This is a genomic window from Petralouisia muris (assembly GCF_004793545.1).
In the GTDB taxonomy this organism is placed as follows: domain Bacteria; phylum Bacillota; class Clostridia; order Lachnospirales; family Lachnospiraceae; genus Petralouisia; species Petralouisia muris.
The window spans coordinates 64,944-83,983 of sequence record NZ_SRYA01000005.1; the positions used below are offsets into that span (position 1 = coordinate 64,944).

General features: G+C 48.9%; 9 protein-coding genes. 8 read left to right on the forward strand and 1 reads right to left on the reverse strand.

Annotated elements, in window-relative coordinates; genetic code table 11:
* Nucleotides 1–144 precede the first annotated feature (144 nt).
* The 6 genes from hemA (at nucleotide 145) to E5329_RS03575 (ending at nucleotide 9,336) form a co-directional block, all read left to right on the forward strand.
* Nucleotides 145–1,371: a glutamyl-tRNA reductase gene (gene hemA, locus E5329_RS03550; protein ID WP_135988223.1), complete on the forward strand. Its 1,227-nt coding sequence runs from the start codon at nucleotides 145–147 to the stop codon at nucleotides 1,369–1,371.
* A 53-nt stretch (nucleotides 1,372–1,424) separates the two neighbouring features.
* Entirely contained in the window at nucleotides 1,425–3,851 is a 2,427-nt protein-coding gene (gene hemC, locus E5329_RS03555; protein WP_135988224.1) for a hydroxymethylbilane synthase, read from the forward strand.
* Nucleotide 3,852: 1 nt separating this feature from the next.
* Complete coding sequence (locus E5329_RS03560; protein WP_168356503.1) at nucleotides 3,853–4,644, forward strand: Cof-type HAD-IIB family hydrolase; 792 nt, start codon at nucleotides 3,853–3,855, stop codon at nucleotides 4,642–4,644.
* Nucleotides 4,645–4,799: 155 nt separating this feature from the next.
* The gene (locus E5329_RS03565) at nucleotides 4,800–5,300 is read left to right on the forward strand and encodes a MarR family winged helix-turn-helix transcriptional regulator (protein WP_135988226.1); all 501 of its coding nucleotides are present in this window, start codon (nucleotides 4,800–4,802) and stop codon (nucleotides 5,298–5,300) included.
* A gap of 24 nt (nucleotides 5,301–5,324) precedes the next feature.
* Nucleotides 5,325–7,496: an ABC transporter ATP-binding protein gene (locus E5329_RS03570; RefSeq protein ID WP_135988227.1), complete on the forward strand. Its 2,172-nt coding sequence runs from the start codon at nucleotides 5,325–5,327 to the stop codon at nucleotides 7,494–7,496.
* Complete coding sequence (locus E5329_RS03575; RefSeq protein ID WP_135988228.1) at nucleotides 7,489–9,336, forward strand: ABC transporter ATP-binding protein; 1,848 nt, start codon at nucleotides 7,489–7,491, stop codon at nucleotides 9,334–9,336. Before E5329_RS03570 ends, E5329_RS03575 begins: the two co-directional genes overlap by 8 nt.
* A 28-nt stretch (nucleotides 9,337–9,364) precedes the next feature.
* Here the strand turns inward: E5329_RS03575 and E5329_RS03580 are convergent, their stop codons facing one another.
* Complete coding sequence (locus E5329_RS03580) at nucleotides 9,365–10,333, reverse strand: beta-ketoacyl-ACP synthase III (protein ID WP_135988288.1); 969 nt, start codon at nucleotides 10,331–10,333, stop codon at nucleotides 9,365–9,367.
* Nucleotides 10,334–10,563: 230 nt separating this feature from the next.
* Here E5329_RS03580 and E5329_RS03585 point away from each other — a divergent pair, with 230 nt between their 5' ends.
* A complete protein-coding gene (locus tag E5329_RS03585) occupies nucleotides 10,564–18,120 on the forward strand; it encodes an RHS repeat domain-containing protein (protein WP_168356504.1) in 7,557 nt (2,518 codons plus the stop codon).
* 90 nt (nucleotides 18,121–18,210) lie between these two features.
* Nucleotides 18,211–18,957: a hypothetical protein gene (locus tag E5329_RS03590; RefSeq protein WP_135988230.1), complete on the forward strand. Its 747-nt coding sequence runs from the start codon at nucleotides 18,211–18,213 to the stop codon at nucleotides 18,955–18,957.
* Nucleotides 18,958–19,040 lie beyond the last annotated feature (83 nt).

Genomic DNA, 19,040 nt, shown 5'->3' on the forward strand with positions numbered 1-19,040 from the left:
CCAGAAAACAAAAAATATGTTATGCTGAATAAGCATAGGGGGCTGCCGGTATGCAGCCCCTTTTTTGCAGTCTTTACACAAATGTACAGAAAATACGCAGAACCATAGGAAATTTTAGCGTATCATACATAAGGAGAATCAGTCATGCAATTTGGATTCTTAGGGATAAATTACAGGAATGCGCAGCTTGCAGTCAGGGACAGGACAAGCTTTACGGATGCTATGAAGCTGGAACTTTTTCAGAAAGCGGAGGAGGCTGGGGTGGATCAGTGTATGGTATTGTCCACCTGTAACCGGAGTGAAGTCTATTATGTGTATGAGAGAAAAGAGCAGCAGGCGCAGATGCAGAGGATATACGAAGGAATGTTTCCAGAAGTGGAATTGCAGGAGTTTCTGATGAAATTGTCTGGAAATGAGGCTATGGCCTGGCTGTTTCGCATTGCAGCCGGACTGGAATCCCTTGTGCTGGGAGAGGATCAGATTCTGGGACAGGTGAAGGAGGCGCTGGATTTTTCCAGGACCATGGGATATAGTAAGAAAGAACTGAATAGAATCGTTAGGGATGCAATTACCTGCGCCAAGCAGATCAAAACAGAATTAAAAATCAGTGAGAAGCCCCTTTCGGTGAGCTATATTGGGATTAAGAAGTTAGAGGAAGCCTGCGGCGTCAGCGGGAAAAAAATTCTTGTGATTGGAAGCGGAAAGACGGCAGCCCTGGCTTTGAAATATATTTATGAATATTCCGGCGTCCGGGTCACCGCCTGCAGCAGAACCTATGCCCATGCAAGGAACTTGCGGGAACAGTTTCCGCAGCTTGAGATTATTTCCTACGAGGACTGGCGTCAGGCGGTGGGAGACTGTGATATTGTAATCAGCGCCACCTCTTCCCCGCATCTGGTGGTGCGCCGGGAGGATTTTACCCCGGCACGCCCGGTAACCTTGCTGGATTTGGCGGCGCCCAGGGATATTGATATATCCTTTGCTCAAGATCCTCTGGCAACGCTGATTAATCTGGATACCCTGCAGGCAATCGCAGGGGAGAATCAGAAGGAACGGGAACGGCTGGTGGAAGAGAGCAGGAAGCTGATAGGTGAGAAATTACAGGAAACCCAGATCTGGCTGTTACAGAGCCGTATGGATTCCACCATTGAATCTTTGCAGCAGAGGTGCAGCGGAATTGAGGAAGACAGCTTTCGCTATTTGAACCGGAAAATGGAGCTTGGGGCAAGGGAGCAGAAGCTTTTGAAAAAGGTGCTGCATGCCTCCCTGCAGCGTCTTTTGCGGGAGCCGATTCAGGAACTGAAACGGTTGGATTCTGAGGAGGAGCAGGAAGAATATAAACGGCTGGTCAGACAGCTGTTTCAGATATAGCATCTGTTTGTCCAGCAGACAGAACGGCAGTGTGACAGGATAGGAGAAGAAAAATGAAATATAGGATTGGTACAAGAGGTTCTAAGCTGGCATTGACTCAGGCAGAATATGTATGCGGCAGGCTGCGGGAAGCTTATCCCGGGGATGACTTTGAGATTCAGATGATAAAGACAAGAGGCGATGTGATTTTGGATAAGCCCCTCCATGAAATCGGCGATAAGGGGGTATTTGTAAAAGAAATAGAAGAACAGCTTTTGTCCGGCGCGATTCAGATTGCCGTACACAGTATGAAGGATATGCCCTCTTCTCCAGCTCCCGGGCTTGTGTTTACGAAGTCATGGAAGCGGGAAGATCCCAGGGACGTTTTGATTTTGCGGGAAAAGAAGTCCCTGCAGGAATTGCCCCAGGGAGCTGTGATCGGCACTGGAAGCAAGCGCAGGGAGTTTCAGTTAAAGCGTCTGCGGCCGGATATCCGGGTTGTGGGCATCCGGGGAAATGTGGATACTAGAATACGGAAAATGGAAGAGGAGAAGTTAGATGGGATTCTTCTGGCTGCCGCAGGGCTTCACCGATTGGGAATGGAGGACAGGATCAGCCAGTATCTGGAACCGGAGGAGATGATATCCGCACCGGCCCAGGGAATTCTGGCGCTGGAAATCCGTGAGGGAGAGCAGCGGCTTTTGGATATGTTAAATGAGCTCAGCGATGAGGAAACGGAGTTGGCGGCAAAAGCAGAGCGGGGATTTTTGCAGCAGATGGGAGGAAGCTGCCACATACCAGTGGGAGCAATTTTCCGGCCCAGAGAGGAAATAGAAGAACAATCGGATGCGCCAGGCAGTGAGGAAACAGAAGGGCGGCTGGATGTAATTCAGAAAGATCAAAAAGTGTACCGCCTGGACGCTATGTTTGGAGATGAAACAGGAACCAGGCAGGCTTATGTAACTGTATATGGAGCAAAACCGGAAGATATGGCGGAGGAAGCGGCAAAAGAGGTGCGAAGAAAAATGGCGGGAAAAGTAATTTTGCTGGGGGCAGGTCCGGGAGACCCGGAACTGATTACCGTGAAGGGATTAGAGGCAATTCGTAAGGCGGACTGTATTATTTATGACAGGCTGGCTTCGCCGGAGCTTTTGGCCCAGGCGAAGCCCCAGTGTGAAAAAATTTATGTGGGCAAGGCAAATCATCATCACACCATGAAGCAGGCAGAAATCAACCGCCTTCTGGTACAGAAAAGTATGGAATATGACAAAACAGTCCGGTTAAAGGGCGGAGACGTCTATGTATTCGGAAGAGGCGGAGAGGAAGGGCTTCATCTGCGCCGGCATGGGGTGGAATTTGAAGTGATTCCGGGAATCAGTTCCTGCATTGCCGGGCCGGCTTATGCGGGAATTCCCATTACCCATCGGGGAAAAGCGCTGGGATTCCATGTGGTGACAGCCCATGATCGCAGGGATGAGCTGGCGGATATTGATTTTGCGGCTATGGCAGGCGGAAAAGAAACCTGCGTATTTTTGATGGGGTTAAGCAAAGTGGGAGAGATTGCAGAGAAGCTGACAGAGGCTGGGATGCCGGGAAGCACAAAGGCTGCCGTAATTTCTCAGGCCACCACCTCAAGACAGCAGACCTGCGTTTCGGATCTTTTACATATTGCAGAAGAAGTGAAAAACGCCAATCTGGTTTCACCGGCATTGATTATCGTCGGAGAGGTGGTATCTCTGCGGGAAGAATTGAATTTTTATGAAAACCGCCCGTTATCCGGGAAACAGTATTTAATTCCCAGAATCGGAACTATGCCCACCAGATTGGGTGAATTACTTAAGGCCCAGGGCGCCCTTGTGGATGAAGTGCAGGTGGGAGAGATTGTAAGGGGCCCAGGAGATTTTACAGCAAAACAGCTAAGCCGTGCAGACTGGCTGATTTTTACCAGCAAAAACGGCGTAAATTCCTTTTTCCGGCAGTTTCGGGAGAAGGAGATGGATATGAGAAGCCTTGCTTTTGTAAAGATTGCAGCCATTGGCGGGAAAACGGCAGAGACGCTGGAAGAGATGGGGCTTTATGCAGATTTGATCCCGGAGGATTTCAACAGTGACGCCCTTGCAGAAGCGATGAAAAAGCAGCTGACCGGTTCCGAAGCCGTGTGGTATCTGAAAGCCGGGAATGGGGACGGCCATCTGAAAGAAACGCTGAGCGCGTATTGCAGATTCGAGGAAATTGTGGTATATGAAAACTGCAAAGTGGAGCCTAAGCTGGACGGCTTAGCGCCTCTGGAGGACTACGATGGAATTTTATTTACCTGCGCTTCTTCGGCAAAGCGTTTGATGGAAGCTATGGAAGATGTGCAAAAGCGGTGCAGGATATACAGCATCGGCCCCAAGACTACGTCATTTTTGAAAAAAAGCGGGATAACATCTGTGCTGGAGGCAGAATGTTCCACGTATGACGGGCTGGCAGAGCGAGTGATGCATGGAGAGGAAAATTAAGATGAGAAAGGCAATGTTTTTTGATATTGACGGCACAATCTGGGACGGGAGGCAATGGATACCGGACAGCACCAGGGAGGCGTTTCGGCTGCTGAAAAAGCAGGGGCACTATCTGTTTATCAGCAGCGGAAGAACCAGAATTTTTATTCCGGATAAAGCGCTGATGCCCCTGGGCTTTGACGGAGTTTTGGCAGGCTGCGGGACTTACGGGGAATTTCAGAAGGAAGTCAAATTCTATCACAGGATTCCTCTGGAGGAAATTCAAAGAGTGAATGAAATCCTGCGGGATCTGGGAGCGGCTTACATTCTGGAAGGAAGGCGGCTGTTGTATTTGGACGAGGAGCGCTTTACAGAGGAGTCTTCTTTTTCACAGAAAATAAAAAAAACTCTGGGTAAGAATCTGGTGCGGGTTACCGGCAACGAAGACAGCCTGGAGGTCAGTAAATTCTGTGTGAATTACATGAAGGATAAAGAGCGCCAGAAAGAACTGGAGAGGGAAGTGGGGAAAGATTATACCATTATCTACCGGGAAGGTACATTTATGGAGGTTGTGCCCAGAGGATTTAACAAGGCAACGGGGATACAGGAGATTTGCAGCATATTGGACATTGCCCCGGAAGAAACTTATTCTTTTGGAGACAGTACCAATGATTTGGATATGCTGGAATATACGGCTCATTCCATTGCCATGGGGGATGGCATGCAGCAGGCCAGGGATGCGGCGGAGTATGTGACAGCGCCTTTGGCCGAAGACGGCATTTATCAGGCATGCAAGCATTATGGGTTGATTTAAAGAAAAAAACAATTGACAAATGAATAAAACAGGAATAATATGTTAGGAAGTAAATAGATGATATTGTTAACTATTTACTTCCTAACATATTTTTTGACGATTCAGAGCAGAAGGCAGCAGCAATCTCCGCAGGATAAGGAAAGGAGTTCATACAGATGGATATGCCTTGCTCTGAAATGAAACAATTTATGGAAAACGGGGATAGAATTATGAGAGAAACAGAAGTGCACAGCAGACTGATGTACGCATTTCAGCGCATCCGGAAGGTAAACATCATGTCGGGGGCGAAGATTTCCAGAATGGAATTTTTGGCTTTGCAGGTAATTGGCGGCTATCAGCAGAAAACAGGGCTTTCCGGGATTTATGTGTCGGAGCTGGCAGGGCAGCTTAAGATTGCTTCCTCCCAGACTTCCAGAATGTTGAAAGGTCTGGAGGAACGGGAACTGATCGGCCGGAGCATAGACGCCAGGGACAGGCGGAATACCTGCGTATTTTTAACGGAAAAGGGAAAAGAAGCCTGCCAGGAGACACAGGAATATTTGAAGAATTTCATGGAACGTGTGCTGCAGGCTATGGGAGAAGAAAGGGTGGAAGAATTAGTCAGTCTTTGCGGTGAACTGGCAGAGATTATGGAACAGGAGGCAGGGAATAAGTGAAAAAGAAATCAGGAGGAATTGTGAATGGGAAAAATATTTCAGTATTTGAGCAGGTATAAGGCTTCTGTATTAGTCGTTATTCTGCTTTTAATCATGCAGGCATATTGTGATCTTTCCTTGCCTCAGTATATGTCTGATATTGTGGATATCGGGATTCAGCAGGGCGGCGTTGCCCATGCGGCGCCGGATGAAATGAGAGGGGAGACGCTGGACAATCTCAGTATGTTTTTATCCCAGGAGGATGAGGCGATCTTAAAGGACGCTTATGAGAAAAATGATGCAGGCAATTATGAGAGAAAGAAAATGAAGGGGGAGGAGTTAGAAGAACTGGATGAACTTCTGGGAATGCCCTGGGTGGTGATGTCCTCCATGACAGCGGAGATGGGGATGGAGCCTGAAGATTTACGGCTTATGCTGGAAAATGGGCAGATTACAACAGAACAGATTCTGGAAATGGAGGTAAAAGCCCAGGACAATATGGGGGATATGAGCGATACGCTGATTGCACAGCGGGCGAGCCTGGCGGTAAAGGAAGAGTATCAGGCTTTGGGCTGGGATCTGGGAGAATACCAGAACCGCTATATGTTCCGCACCGGCGCGAAGATGCTGGCTATGGCAGTTGTCATGATGGCAGTGTCGATTCTGGTTGGTCTGATTGCCGCAAGGGTAAGCGCCAGGCTGGGCATGGAGCTGAGGGGGCAGGTCTTTCAGAAGGTGGTTTCCTTTTCCCATCGTGAGATTGAACAGTTTTCCACGGCGTCTTTGATTACCAGAAGCACCAACGATATCCAGCAGATTCAGATGGTGGCGGTGATACTGCTTCGGATGGTAGTTTACGCGCCGATTATCGGTATCGGAGGAATCTTTAAGGTGATCCATACGAAAACAGGAATGGGATGGATTATCGGAGTTGCAGTAGGAAGCATTATTTTGCTGGTGGGAATTCTGATGTCCGTTACCATGCCCAGGTTTAAGAAAATGCAGACGTTGGTAGACCGGATGAATCTGGTATCCAGGGAGATTTTAACGGGTGTTTCCGTAATACGTGCATTTTCCAGGGAAAAATTTGAAGAGAAGCGGTTTGAAGGAGCCAATCGGGATCTGATGAAAACCCAGCTTTTTACCAGCCGTGTCATGTCTATGATGATGCCGGCCATGATGCTGATTATGAACTGCATTACCGTTTTGATTGTGTGGTTCGGTTCGAAGGGGGCAGATCTGGGAACCCTTCAGGTAGGGGATATGATGGCTTTTATCACATATACCATGCAGATCGTTATGGCGTTTCTTATGATTACCATGGTGTCAGTGATGCTTCCAAGGGCAGGAGTGGCTGCCAAGCGTATTGACGAGGTAATCACAACGGAAGAGACAATATTAGATCCTTTGCAGCCGGTGGAAGAAGCGCCTGAAGGCTGGAAGGGAACGGTGGCCTTTGAAGATGTGTCCTTCTCTTATCCAGGCGCTAAGGAGCATGCAGTTTCCCATATTTCCTTTACGGCGGAGCCGGGAAAAACCACTGCCATTATCGGAAGCACCGGATGCGGAAAAACTACGCTTTTAAACCTGATTCCGCGGTTTTATGATGTGACGGAGGGAAGAATTACCATGGATGGGGTAGATATCCGGAAGATGTCTCAGAAGAAGCTGCGGGATTTGATTGGGTATGTGCCTCAGAAGGGCATGCTGTTTTCTGGCACGATTGCTTCCAATCTGCAGTTTGCAGGAAATGTAACAGAAGAGGAAATGAAAGAGGCAGCCAGAATTGCTCAAGCGGAAGATTTTATCCTGGAAAAAGAAGAACAGTATGACAGCGCCATTGCTCAGGGCGGAACCAATGTGTCCGGCGGACAGAAACAGCGGCTTTCCATTGCAAGGGCCATTGCAAAGCAGCCGAAGGTATTTCTCTTTGATGACAGTTTTTCTGCGCTGGATTACAAAACAGACGTGGTACTGCGTAAGGCATTGGCAGAGAAAACAGGGGATGCTACGGTGATTATCGTTGCGCAGCGTATCAGCACGATTCTGCATGCAGATCAGATTATTGTGCTGGAGGATGGGCAGATAGCCGGAATGGGCGCCCATAAAGAGCTGATGGAACACTGTGAAATCTACCAGGAGATTGCAAAATCCCAGTTATCTGAGAAAGAGCTGAAAGAGACGTCAGCAGAGAAAGGAGGCGTTTTCCATGAGTGAACCGAAGCGGATGGGCAGAATGGGCCGCAGGCCTGGACATGGACCCGGCGGAGGGATGATGCCTGGAGAAAAGGCAAAGAATTTTAAAGGTACGGTAAGAAAACTGATTCAGTATATGGGGAAATATAAGATAGCCATATTGGCGGTGCTGACGTTTGCCGTTGCATCCACAGCCTTTGGGATTGCAGGGCCGAAGATTCTGGGCCAGGCAACCACAGAGCTTTTCAATGGACTGGTGGCAAAGGTATCCGGCACAGGGGAAATTGATTTTGGCAAAATAGGAAGAATTCTGTTGTTTTTAATTTGTGTTTATGCATTCAGCGCCTTGTGTTCCTTTGTACAGGGCTGGATTATGACAGGAGTGACCCAGAAAGTCTGTTTTCGCTTCCGGGAGGACATTTCTTCCAAAATCAACCGGATGCCTATGAAATATTTTGAATCCAGGACGGTAGGGGAAGTATTATCCCGAATCACCAATGATGTGGATACGCTGGGACAGGGGCTGAATCAGAGTGTGACGCAGCTGATTACGTCTGTTGCAACGCTGATTGGCATTTTAATTATGATGCTGAGCATCAGTCCGGTTATGACTCTGATTGCTTTGGTGATTCTTCCGCTGTCAGGTATTCTGATTGGAATTGTTGTGAAGTTCTCCCAGAAATATTTCGTGGCTCAGCAGAAATATTTAGGAGAAATCAACGGCCAGGTGGAAGAGACGTTCAGCGGCCATAATATTGTAAAGGCTTTTAATAAAGAAGAGGATATGTTAAAGGAGTTCCATGGAACCAACGACATGCTGTTTCAATCTGCCTGGAAATCACAATTTTTGTCCGGAATGATGCAGCCCATTATGGGATTTGTAGGAAATCTCGGTTATGTGGCTGTGGCCGTGGCGGGAGGAATGCTTGTAGTGAGAGGAAGCATCGAGGTAGGGGAAATTCAGTCCTTCATCCAGTATGTCCGTCAGTTTACCCAGCCCATTACACAGGTGGCCCAGGTTTCCAATATGTTGCAGTCTACAGCGGCGGCAGCGGAGCGTGTCTTTGAATTTCTGGGAGAGGAAGAGGAGGACTTGACGGCAGAGCATCCGGTGAAGCTTGAGAATATGGAAGGAAGGGTATCTTTTGAGCATGTGCAGTTTGGATACCGGCCGGATCAGGTGATTATTCATGACTTCAACTGTCAGGTGAAGCCAGGGCAGACGGTGGCAATTGTAGGGCCTACCGGAGCCGGCAAAACGACAATGGTGAAACTGCTGATGCGTTTTTATGATGTGAATCAGGGCAGCATTCAGGTGGACGGCCATGATTTGAGAGATTTTAACCGCAGTGAATTGAGGGAGAATTTTGGAATGGTCCTGCAGGATACCTGGCTGTTTAAAGGAACTATTATGGAAAACATTCGTTATGGAAGACTGGACGCTACCGATGAGGAAGTGGTGGCGGCAGCAAAGGCAGCCCATGCCCACCGCTTTATTTCCACTTTGCCGGGCGGCTATGAGATGGAGTTAAATGAGGACGCCAGCAATGTGTCCCAGGGGCAGAAACAGCTTCTTACCATTGCCCGGGCGATTCTTGCGGATAATCCGATTTTGATTCTGGATGAGGCCACATCTTCCGTAGATACCCGTACGGAAGAGCGGATCCAGAGAGCTATGAATAACCTGATGAAGGGAAGAACCAGCTTCGTGATTGCACACAGGCTTTCTACCATTAAAGATGCAGATGTAATTCTGGTGATGAAAGACGGGGATATCATTGAGCAGGGAAGTCATCAGGAACTTCTGGCGCAGCATGGCTTTTATGCAGAGCTCTATAATTCTCAGTTTGAGGCGGCGTAACTGGGGATAAGAAAGAGGAAGCATGATGTTACCACCTTAATAATGAAGCTCCCCAGGTAAGACCAGCCCCGAAGCCGGAAAGCAGAAGAAGATCTCCCTGGGAGAGCCTTCCCTCTTTATGCACCTCATCCAGAAGAATCGGGATGCTTGCGGCAGAAGTATTGCCGCAGTGCTCCACATTGGAAGGAAATTTTTCCAACGGCAGTTTTAACTTTCTGGCAATGGAGGAAATAATCCGGTAATTTGCCTGATGAAGCAGGTAATATTTGACCTCTGACGCCGAAATATCTGCCTGGGCCAGGAGGGACTGAATGCAGGCCGGAACTTTTTTTACAGCAAATTTAAATACCTCCTGCCCGTCCATATACAGATAGTCAGGGGTTGTGCCGGCGGTAATATAGGGGTTGTTGTTGTTGCGGTTTCTGCACATCAGAATCCCTCCGCCAGTTCCGTCAGAACCCTGCAGGGAGGCGATTATTCCCTCTTCGGAGGCTTTTGCAACGGCGGCTCCTGCGCCGTCCCCAAACAGAACGCAGGTGGAGCGGTCTGCCCAGTCGATAATTTTGGAAAGGGTTTCCACGCCGATAATCAGGGCAGTCTGGTAAATTCCCGCCTGAAAATATGCGTCTGCGGTATGGAGGGCAAACAGAAAGCCGGAGCATGCCGCATTCATGTCGAAAGCCACAGCCTTCGCTGCGCCAAGTTCTTTCTGCACCATACATGCAGTGCTTGGGGTAATATAATCAGAAGAAACTGTCGCTACAAGAATCAAATCAATCTCTTCCGGCAAAAGTCCGGAATCTTTCAGGGCAGCTTTGGCAGCTGTAACCGCCATTGACAGTGTTGTCTCTGTTTCTGAGGATACCAGGTGCCGGCTCTTTATGCCGGTTCGGCTCTGAATCCATGAGTCGTTGGTTTCCACAATCGTTGAAAGAAAATCGTTCGTGACAGATTTATCCGGAAGGCAGCTTCCGGTTCCAATAATTCTTGCTCTCATCATAATTCCTGTCCTTATTAGTTTGATAATCAAAATATTTACATGTCTACTATAAACGCAGACAGGGAATTTGTCAATCAAAAGTTTTCCTCATTCCCAGTTCTTATAAATTTCAAAAAAATCGGGATATTTCGACATTATTTGCCATTTTTCTGGTATATTGTATCTATAAAAAAGTTTGATATCTTTGCCGGCGGCGGGGCAAAGAAAACGGCATGAGGAGTGAGAATATGTCATATTTACAGGAAAGCGGGGATGCAAACAGCGGATATTTCAATGGGCAGAGAGGGAACAGCAGCGCAGACAGTGTGCTTGGCACGGTGGATCTGTTTTCCGCAAGTGTGAAGCTGCCTTTCGTTTTTGGAACTTTAGAGGGACGGGACCATCTGTCTGTTACCTTGCAGGCAAATTATATCCAGCAGGAACCGGAAGAATTTTTCAGGCAAAACAGGAAAAGCCCTCAGTCGGTGCTTGGCTACGGTTGGAGTATGGAGCTTCCATCTGTCGTAACCTTTGGCAGCAATGTGCGGCAGAGCTATCAGAGGAATTTCTTCCTGGTGGGGAATGGCGGCACATTTCCCTTATACCGTATCGGAAAAACAGAAAATAAGGTGGAATTTTTTGCCGTGGAACATCCTCTGTGGAAATTTTATTTCTGTGAAGAGGAAGAATCTTACTGGGAAGTCCACAGAGAAGACGGAAGCGTCTGGAAATATGGCGGCAGCAAAGATTCGAATGCGTTGTCTCTGTGCTGGGATAATTGGATTGGGCCGAGTGTAAGCCAGGGGGCCGCAGAGTTTGCCAGCGGATGGTATTTGTCTGAAATAAGGGGAGCCATGGGCGCAGCGGTGGAATACCAGTACGAGAATGTACAGGAGCCTTTGGGAGGAGGCAGTTATACAAGGACGATGCGTCTGTCACGGGTGGTCTCATCCTATGGGCAGCAGGCGCAGTTTTCCTATCTGCCCAAAGAGGACAGTGAGTACAGTCTCATGCATCCTGCCTGGAAGGGGCAGAATCCTTGGCAGGAAAAATATGAGGATCGCTATTTGGAGAGCATTACATTTTCAAATGAAAAAGGGGAATGTCTGTATCAGCAGAAGCTCTCCTATGAGCTGAGGGATTCTTTGGAGGGAGAAAAGAAACGCCTGCTGGCGTCAGCGGTCCAGGTTACGGCAGAGGGAGAGGCGTTAGAGCCCATGACATTTTCCTATGGAGAGACGGAAGGGACGTTTGGGCTGTTAAAAGAAATCCATTATCCCCTGGCAGGATGTGTGCGGTATGGCTATGAGACAAAGACGCTTCCCAAAAGCAGGGGGTTTGGCAGCGTTTCTCTTTTGGAGGGATGGGAGGCGCATGTGTATACCGGGGATGAGTTCTATCTTTGCCTGTTCCGGCAGGAAAACAGGATGAAAGGAAGCATCCATTACTGGGATATGGGATGGCAGGAGTTTTCTCTGGATTTTCTGGAGAATGTGCGGGCAGAAGATGTGAAGGCAGAGCTTGGGATGGGGTATGCGTGTTTGTCTTACCGGGATGTGTATACCAACCGCTATATACTGAAAGTGATCAAAAGATGTCCGCTGCGCCGGTTTCATTGGGAGACGCAGGAATGGGTGATGGAAAACAGTGGAGTGAGGCCGGCTTTGGCATGCGGAAGTGATTTTATTGGTTTTATGGAGAAAAGCGGAAATTGCCTTACCATTCTGCAGTATCAGTATACTGATAACTGCTGGCATGAAAATATCCTTTCTGTAGAAGGAAGGGAATTTCAGGCTCTTGGCGCAGGGAATGGATTTCTTCTGGGGGCTTTTGGAAAGGAAGGGAATCAGAGCGTACGATTTCTCAGCTTTTATTCAGATGAGGAGCATAACTGGCAGGTGGGGCAAGCTTTGGATATGTCTGTCAATGTGGACTGGAGCGTGGTGCAGAACGGATCTGTGTGGGCCATCGGAAGCTGTCATGCAGGGGCCTGCTTTGCAGCTTTGGAGGGAAACATGCTGCAGACAACCCTGGCTCTTTTGTCCTGGACCGATGATTACAAGCTGAATCGCTGTGAGATTCATAATCATTCTTATCCGGCAGATCTGGAAATGCCGGCGCTTTATGCTATTGCTACAGATACCTTGATAGGGTATGGAGAGCATGTATACCGTTATGAACCGGAGGGCTGGGTGGCCGGAAAATTGCTGACTCCGAAAAGCGGCGGACAGTACCGGTATTCCTACGGCAGCGATGTGGCCCTGGGTGCAGAAAAGACAGAAGGGGAGCATCGTTTTTACGGCATAAACTATAACCCTTATTCCAGGCAGTGGGAGCGGGAAGGCGCGCCCTATTGCAGCAATGTCAGCCAGTATGAAGGAGTCTGCCAGCCCCTGGCAGTGGGGGAATATGCGGTATTGGGAAGAAATATTTTCACCTTTTCCCAGGGGGGCTGGGAGCAGATCGGAAACCTGGAGGAGGGTGCGGATTATGAAAATGTGCAGACAGATGCATCTGGCTCTTATCTGCTGTACCAACAGAAAGCATACCGTCGATTGGTACAGGTTCCTCTTTTGGACAACCATATGGGAGAACATGAGACGTATGAAGAGCTTTGTCTGGATTCTGGCAGAGCTTTGGGATTTCAGTCTTCTGATTTTGGATTCTATGGATTTATGGACGCGGGGCGGGAACTGCAGATGTTTCGTGTGAGAGCTCACGGTTACCGCAGTTTGCAGGAAGCAGTGCTGGTGTCGGAAATCGGCAGTGATTATGGGATGGGGACAGACAGCGTATTTTTGGATTATGATCTGGACAGCGCCAGGTATGAGGGAGGAAGCCCTGCATTTGCCAAAGCTTCTGTTTCTCTGGCAGAGCCGGACGGAAGCTGGGGAAAAATAGAATACTGCTATTATCACGGAGCTTCGCCGGAACGTTTTCCTTATCCGGAGGATGAGTGGACGAATGCTGCAGATTGTTACAGCCATTTGAAGGGACAGATCAGACAGGCCATAGAATATGACGGCAGCGGAAGGAAGGTTTCTGCCAATCAGAACTGGTACCGCGCTATGGATGCCATGGGCTTTGTCCTGTGCAGAACAAGAATGCAGGAGCAGAAATTTTTGCCCTGCCGGGATGTTTTATCCGGCGCCGCTGCAGAGGAAAGCTGTATTCAGGAGACCAATATTTATACGGAGTACGAGGACAGATTTTATCAGAAACGGCGGATGCTGAAAGAAGCAATGGACGGAAAAGGGGAGAAAAAGGGCGTTTCCACGGAATTTATTTATGCCTGGGAAAAGATTCCAGAGATGCTCGCGGCGCGGCGTCTGACGGAGATGCATCAATCCTTGCAGAAGGAAGAAGATACTGGGAAAATTTTATCCTGGCAGCGGTATCAATACGCCTGTACTTCAAACGGAAGGTATTACCTTCAGAGGGAAGAGGCGTATGACGATACTTGGGAGGAGCCCTGGGTGTGCCAAAGGGAGGCTGTCCAGGTGAATGAATGGGGAGAGACTGTCTGTGAAAAGGACGCCCAGGGGCAGTTTCACTCTTATTTTTATGATGCTTCCGGGAATTTTCTGGTGGCTGAATTTTCCAACGCCGCGCCAAATCAGGCGCTGTACTGCGGGTTTGAGGATTATGAGAATATGGACAGGCATTCCATGAAAAAAGGCGGTCTCCGGGAGCGCGTCAGAGCAGGTACAGGATTTGGCGGAAACCGTTATCTGGAAATCGAAAAGGGAAATGCTCTGATTATGAAAGTAATGCCTGGAAAGGAAGGGCTTTTGGCAGCCTTCGGAGCGAAATCTGCCGGGAGCATTTATCTGTCTTTTCAGGGAAAAGTCCAGAAGGTTTCCCTGAAAACGGAAGGATGGGAAAAGATTTTTGGTACATATTTGCAGGAGTCTGAAGAAGAGATTAGGGTGGAATTGTATGGGGAAGAAGATCTGCTGGTGACCGGAGTGTTTTTATCCCCGCTGCTTTCAGAGGGAAAGGCGTATGTCTATACCGGAAGCTTTCGCCGGCAGACGGCGGTTTATACAAACCGCGGCCTGGGGAGCCGCGTCTGGTATGACAGGCTGGAGAATGAAATTGTCAGTTACCAGGAGGACGGCACATGTTCCAAGCTGGTTCGGATTTGCCGCAGACAGCAGGAAAATGCCGACAAACTGGATTCCTACGGGATACGACCCGAGCCTTTGCCGGAGAAAGATAAAGGTTTCGGTTTTATGCCGGATGAGACAGCGACCATTGTAATGCCCAAGGGAGGTTATGTCCAAAGAAGAGGGGAGGAAAGGGGAGACTCGTCAAAATGGTGGCGCAGACAGGGAATGGAATGGGTCTTTGCGCCGGCAGAGAATCAGGCGCTGTTTTTTGCGGACAGTAGAAAAGCGGCGGATTTTCAGCTAACTCTGGGTTCCCTTTCCCTGAAAAAAGAAAAAACGGCCTGGCAGCTTTTTGCTGGGAACAATAAGAAGCTGGCGGAAGGAGAGATTTCAAGTCCAGATTATTTTCTGCTGCTGCGGGTGAGCGACAGGCTGCAGCTTTCCTGGGGAGGAAGAATTTTGTATACAGGCGCAGTAAGTGGTCTGAAAGGCGCTTTAGAGGCGCAGCTTTCCTGGAAGGGAGAACAGGAGCCAGAGATTCTGGGCTTTGGGCCGGATCCGCAGATTACCGTTACTTTTACAGATTATGCGGGGAAGCCGATTCAGGATATTGGAGTTACAGAGCATGGGATTGTGGTGGGGGCCACCGTGTACAATGCTCTGGGACAGGGAGAAATTGTTCCGAGAAACGTTTATCTGGAAGGGGAATGCTGGGAATACCGCAGTGGTTTTGTGGAAAATTTTGACTGGAGCGCCGGAACACTGAGCGGAGAACAGGCCAAAATTTATCCTGAAGATGGGGGATATTCCTACAGCCAGGCACAGTGCACCAGGGAACCCGGGCCAAAGCCCTCCTGTGTGGGGCAGGCGGGAAAGAAATGGAATATTTCAGCAGGAGGAAAGGTGACAAGATATGAATATTTTAGTAATTTGACCTCCTTATGGGGAGTTCCAAAGATGGCCTGCTGCCTGAAACAGCAGATTTCTCCGGCGGGAAACCGGCTGCTGGAAGGAACTGATGGTTTTGGAAATACCATTTTAAGCATTGCCGGAGGGGAAACCAGCGGATTTGCCGTGACCAAAAGCGAATATGACCTGGCAGGCAATCGGGTACGGGTGTATTATCCAAATTATTTTGCAGGATCAGGCAGCGCAGAGTCTTTCAGCAGTACATATGCCTATGACGGAAGAAACCGGATGATCTCCCAGAAAGAATCGGATTCCCGGGAAGTAAGGTTTATCTATGACAAAACAGGGAAAATCCGGTTTAAATATACAGGAGAGCATGAGGGGGAATACCTTTATTATGTGTATGATTCCTACGGCAGAAAGACGCAGGAAGGATGGGCAAAGGGAGCCTGGGAGGAAGAAAAGCTTAAGAAAGAGGCGAATGTCCCACATACTCCTCCAGCAGAAAGCAGGGCGCGTTTCCAGTATATTTATGACGGCGACGGCAGCGATGCTGCTCTGCTGGGTCATTTGTGGCGAACCCAGTCCTTTGACGAGGAAGGCAGGCTGGTTTCCGAGGAAGAATATTTTTACGACAGTAAGGGCAGAGTCAGCCGCCAGAGGATATGCACTAAAGGGCATGTGGAAGAAATGGAAATTCAATGGGAGGAAAGAGGAAACGCAGTATCTTATACGATAGGGAATGAAACGATAGCTTACCAGTATGATCTTCTGGGACGGCTGCAGGAAATTGCCTGTCAGGGAACCTGTATTTATTCCTGTGTCTATAATTCTGAAGGAAATGTGACAAAGGAAATTTATGCGCCGGATTGTGAGGATAAACTGGTACGGGAATATAGTTACGACAGCGCCCAGTGGCTGACTGCAATCCGGGACAAATATTTTTCCCAAGAGTTATCTTATAATGATGATGGAAAGATCACCAGGATTGCCGGCGGGATGGCAGGAGATAGCCAGGTGTGGGATTATGCCTACGACAGTTTGGGAAGGCTCAACTCTTATGCAAAAGGCGGAGAGAAAAAGCAGATTGGATTGGATATCAATGGAAATCAGATCTTGTCTGACGGGGAAAAATATACCTATCATTCCGGCACGAACCGATTTGCACAGGGGGAAGGGCAAACCTTTGTTTATGGCAGCAGCGGCAATGTGGCCCGAATGCAGCGTTTTGGGGATGCATGGGAGTATTCCGCTTCCGGCAGTCAATCTTTTCCATACTCCCGGACACAGCCCTCACAAATTGTTTTGGAATATGACAGGGTGACTGGCCGTATTGCGTCTGTCCGGCAGGGAGAACATACCTGCAGTTACGACTATGGAGTTTCAGGCTGCACAGCCATACACAATGGTGAAAATACAATATGGCTGACCCAGGATGCCCAGGGAAGGCTCCTTAGCGAAACCCGCCAGGACGGCAGCAGGGTATGGTGTGTCTATGGGGCAAAAGGCGCGGCAGCTATGATTTTAGACGGGAGCGTATATTATCTGATCAAGGATTACCACGGCAGCGTCTGCGGCGTATATCAGGAGGGGAAAATGCTGGCGGAATTCAGTTATGATCCCAAAGGCAGAATTTTGGACAGGATCATTCGGGATGAAACAGTAAACCGCCTGATTCCCCTTCGATTTATCGGCGCCCGCTATGAGGAGGATTACGGACTGTACCGGATGAAATACCGCCTGTATGATCCCGTTATCGGCAGGTTTTTAAATATCGATCCGGAAAATCAGTATGCCAGTCCTTACATTTATGGAGGGGCGGATTGGGTTAACTATATCGATCCGGAGGGAGCCGCTTCTGCTGGATGGTCGGTTTTGAGTTTCTTTGCAGGGATTGCGTGTATTCTGGGCGGTGCAGCGCTGATGATTGCCACGGCTGGAATGGGAAGCGCCGCAGGAATTGCCCTTGGATTTGTAGGAGCGGGAGTCATCGGGGCAGGAATTGGCGTAACCACCTATAGCATCAGCGCTGTCATTTCCGATGATTTCAAGCTTACAGACTGCCTGATTTATGCGGGAATGGGTTTTTTGTCCGGGGCAGCCGGAGCAGGAATCGGAGCCGGAGTGTCTGCCCTTACTCCAGTGATTGGCATGACGGCTTCCGCGCTTGTGGATGTAGGCACAGGAATAGTGGTAGGCGGTGCAGACGCCTTTTTATCTAATGGATTGATCAATCTGAACCACCACAGGGATTTCTGCAAGAACTGGGGCGTAAATGTTGCTATCGGCTGTGTGGTGGGCGGCATTGGAGGATGTATTTCTGGTATGAGCAGCGCCCTGCGCAATCAACGGGCCTTTTTCGGAAGAACTCAGGATTATACATTGGGAATTAAAAATTATTCTCTTGTGGGAGCGCATGGGCATTTACGGTTACGGTACAATGAGCCCGGCATGCCGGATATGTATACAGATTACGGGTTTTACGGAGTGCGCAATGCAGAGTATCAGAGCCCAGGCGGATCGTCCCATATGTTCCAGGTAAATGAAAGGGCCATGAATCGTTTTAACCGTGATTTGCTGGGCGTTGAAGGAAAATACAACAGATATTTTAAAACAACGCCGGATGGAACCAGAGAATTTATTGTAAATCAAAATATTGTAGGACCCAACTGCACCACTTATGTGATGGAGCGTCTGGCCAGCGGTGGCATTAATATGCCGATCTGGATGCGGTCGCCGGCACTGGCGTCTCTGTGGAATGGGATGATCCGGAGGTTCCAGTAAAGCGTTTTTAGAAAAATGCAGGCTCCCTGGCTGAAGTCTGAGAGACTGTCTGCAGGAGTGATTTAATCATAAACAGAGAGGAGAAAAATTATGAGAAATGAATCAAGAACAACTTTTGTTACCAGGGATTGTCCGCTGATTGTGGAAGATCCTGGCCAGCCGATGGAATATACGGTGATTTATTTTGAGAAAGGAGGTTATATTGAGCTTCTCTGCGGCTCGGAATTTACCATTCACAAGCTGCTGCCCATAGAGGCTTACGATGGGCCGAAAGAAGAATTGCCGAAGCCTGTCTCAGACAGCAGGCGGCTGGAACAGTGGGATTATGATATCATTATTGCCGGAAGGGACGGTAAGAATGGAAAAAACGGCCAGAATGGACAAAATGGAGGCACCGCTTCCAATGGAGAAAACGGCAGATCCGGATACAATGGAAAGGACGGGCAGAAACGGCCGGATTTTGCCCTTACGATTAATGATTTGCAGATGAATTTGTCTCTTTTGAATATTGGAGGCAGAGGCGGGAATGGCGGCAAAGGCGGAGACGGCGGCAGAGGCGGCAGCGGAAGCAGCGATTATCCGGGCGGCAAAGGCGGAGACGGAGGAAACGGCGGAAACGGCGGAAAGGGAGGCGACGGATGTAATCTGACCCTCAGTGTGAAAAGTTCCAACGGCAGCGCTATAGAAACCCAGAGTTTTGGCGGCGAAGGAGGAGAACGAGGAATGGGCGGCCTTGCGGGGGCAAGCGGCAGTTACTATTCCGGTGACAACGGGAAGGACGGACAGCCTGGAAATGATGGGCTGACAGGCAAGGCAGGCAGTATTATAGTGAAATAAATGCAGGCAGTATTGTATAAGGTTCTGCGGGACGTTTAATATTCCGATCAAGTTTAAAGGAAGCAGGAATCGGGACAGGAGGA

Bases quoted from the DNA above. Each gene is read 5' to 3' on its own strand.
- E5329_RS03570 (WP_135988227.1), top strand. From the start codon at position 5,325: ATGGGAAAAATATTTCAGTATTTGAGCAGGTATAAGGCTTCTGTATTA.
- E5329_RS03575 (WP_135988228.1), top strand. From the start codon at position 7,489: ATGAGTGAACCGAAGCGGATGGGCAGAATGGGCCGCAGGCCTGGACAT.
- hemC (WP_135988224.1), top strand. From the start codon at position 1,425: ATGAAATATAGGATTGGTACAAGAGGTTCTAAGCTGGCATTGACTCAG.
- E5329_RS03580 (WP_135988288.1), bottom strand. From the start codon at position 10,333: ATGAGAGCAAGAATTATTGGAACCGGAAGCTGCCTTCCGGATAAATCT.
- E5329_RS03565 (WP_135988226.1), top strand. From the start codon at position 4,800: ATGGATATGCCTTGCTCTGAAATGAAACAATTTATGGAAAACGGGGAT.
- E5329_RS03560 (WP_168356503.1), top strand. From the start codon at position 3,853: ATGAGAAAGGCAATGTTTTTTGATATTGACGGCACAATCTGGGACGGG.
- hemA (WP_135988223.1), top strand. From the start codon at position 145: ATGCAATTTGGATTCTTAGGGATAAATTACAGGAATGCGCAGCTTGCA.
- E5329_RS03590 (WP_135988230.1), top strand. From the start codon at position 18,211: ATGAGAAATGAATCAAGAACAACTTTTGTTACCAGGGATTGTCCGCTG.
- E5329_RS03585 (WP_168356504.1), top strand. From the start codon at position 10,564: ATGTCATATTTACAGGAAAGCGGGGATGCAAACAGCGGATATTTCAAT.